General features: G+C 43.4%; 2 protein-coding genes. Both read left to right on the forward strand.

The annotated features are described in order from the left end of the window. The coding region (locus tag AC1DUA_RS33765; RefSeq protein ID WP_477503897.1) for a helix-turn-helix transcriptional regulator at positions 1–550 on the forward strand (550 nt) is incomplete at its 5' end. A 308-nt stretch (positions 551–858) separates the two neighbouring features. Continuing rightward, on the forward strand, positions 859–2,440 hold a 1,582-nt coding region (locus AC1DUA_RS33770), incomplete at its 3' end, for a Kelch repeat-containing protein (protein ID WP_477503898.1).

Genomic DNA, 2,440 nt, shown 5'->3' on the forward strand with positions numbered 1-2,440 from the left:
CTATGAGTGGGAGGGTCGGTCTGAGATTCTTCAAACCTTGAAAATATGCCAGGAATCGATATTAAAGAGAAGGTTAGTTTCATTTGATTATATAGATAAAAATGGCACAACTACTAATCGAATTGTCGAGCCATACTTGCTTCATTTTAGCGAAACGAGCTGGTATTTGAGGGGATTCTGTTTACACCGTCAGGGATATAGAACATTTAAATTAGCCAGGATCGATCATCTTCATATGGATGAAAAGACATTCAACCCTAGAGACTATTCATTGGAACAAGAACATGAAGCAAGTTATCAACCGCAATTAGTCGCTATTAAAGCGTTTATTTCGCCTAGCATTAGAGATCAATTCATTGAAAGGTACGGTCGAAAGAGTATTGAAAACTATAGTTCTGATAATTTCTTAGCCACCATCCATGTTCCTCAAAACAGTATTGGTTTTCAATTCCTAGCAAGCCTCGGTACACATATAGAAATCTTAGAGCCCGAATCATATGTTGAAGAATTTCGTAATTATTTAATTAGAATGGTGGAGAAATATTCTTGAAAAAGGTTCCTATGGCAAATGGTTGCTTTTAGCACTTGTGCTGTATGGAAATGCGGTATTTTAGACCTATTTCGTATTAGTTAATTAGTAGGATGATTTCCGTTTATCCTAATATATTGCTAACTTTTATCATTTTTATGACAAAAAATATCATTGAACTAATACTTTTCTAAATATTTTGTGAGAAAATGTCGATATAAATTTTATATACATCGACAAATTTCTACATTAAGTAGGTATTCAGTAGGGGTATTTGAGAACTACCTTTGTGTAGGTGTTGATGAAAACTACGAAAAGGGGAATAAACGTTGAATAGACGTYAGAAAGCCGGATGGGCCAAACTATTAATTGCAGCGTTGCTATTACAGTACTTACCGCTCTTACACGGCGGGTCGAGTGTAGCTCAAGCGGCAGGAGTGGCTAACGGAACCAAAACAGTGCTTCAGAACACATATGGTCCTGCAACACAAATTACGGACTATACATGGAAAAGAGTAACAACGAATCTTTCACCTGATGCCAGACAAGGTGCCTCCATGGTCTTTGACGAGATGGCTGAGAATGTGGTTATGTTCGGAGGTCAGGATAACAACAAGTTTTTCGATGAGACATGGATTTGGGATGGCCATGAACAAACTTGGCAAGAACAGCAGAATCTTACTCCTTCTCCGTCAAAACGCAAAGGCGCAGCCATGTCTTATGATCCAGCCACTGGCAAAGTTCTTCTATTCGGAGGCGAGGGTCAGTCCGGCGTGCTGCTAGGTGATACTTGGCTTTGGGATGGTATGAATGCCAAGTGGGAGCAAGTTACAGGGCTTCCTGGTTCCCCGACAGCTCGCGGAGGCGCTCAGCTTGCCTTCGACGGCAAACAGCTGGTGCTATTCGGCGGATATTCAGGCAGCGGAGGTTCTAAGACTCTTCAAGACGATACTTGGCTGTGGGATGGAACAGGCTGGACGGAAGCTAATCCTGCTGAGAAGCCGCCTGCTGCCTATGGCGGGCAGATGGCTTTTGACGGCAACACGGCTGTACTTTACGGCGGGAATGCAGGCTCTATTACGAAAGAGTATACGAGTGTAGGTACGAAAGTAACGAAGACGGTCACGCACGATGACAGCTCTCCATTATTGTGGAAGTGGGACCGTGAGGCAAAGTCCTGGAGTTCGACGAATGGTCCTGAGGCTTACGGGCGTTGGGGGCAGGCGATGGCCTATGATGGGCGGCGCGTTGTCTTTTTTGGCGGAGAGCGCGACTATGTCCATACTTATGATAACGAATTGGTTAAAAATTTAAAGTTACCAACGAGCACGTACCCTCCGACATTTGGGAGCATGGCCTATGGGTGGTATAAAAGTGGGTGGGAAAAAGCTCCTTTAAAATTCTCCACCGGGGTTATGTATAAAAGTAATATGGATAAGGACGGAAAGGTTTATGAGGTTCAAGGGCTTCCCAATCAGGTGCCTTTCCCGCTAAGTTATGCCAACATGGCTTTTGATGGCAAAAATTTCGTCATGTTCGGCGGAAGTCGCGATCAAATTAGTATTATGGATAAAGTTTTCGGCGCAGTAGTAGATTCTGTGACGGCTGGAAATATGAAAGAAACCTGGGTGTATGGCTATACGGCGCCGACAGCGCCTGGTGTTAAGCTTACGGTGGATCCGATGGACATGATCTATTTTGATCCAAGTCATAAAGATGACACAGTGAGCGTAGTTACGAATGTCTATGATGACGGTACTAAAGACATTACTGCACGAGGAGTGGAGTATCGAGAGTACTTTCCAAAAGTAGGAGATGAAGAAGAAAAGTTCGGGGAATGGATTCAAGTCCCTTACACAGCTGCGGAAGAAGGAACAAGCTCCTTTACAGTTGTTTTAAAGGGACTTACGT

This window comes from Paenibacillus sp. 01T422, from assembly GCF_056398785.1.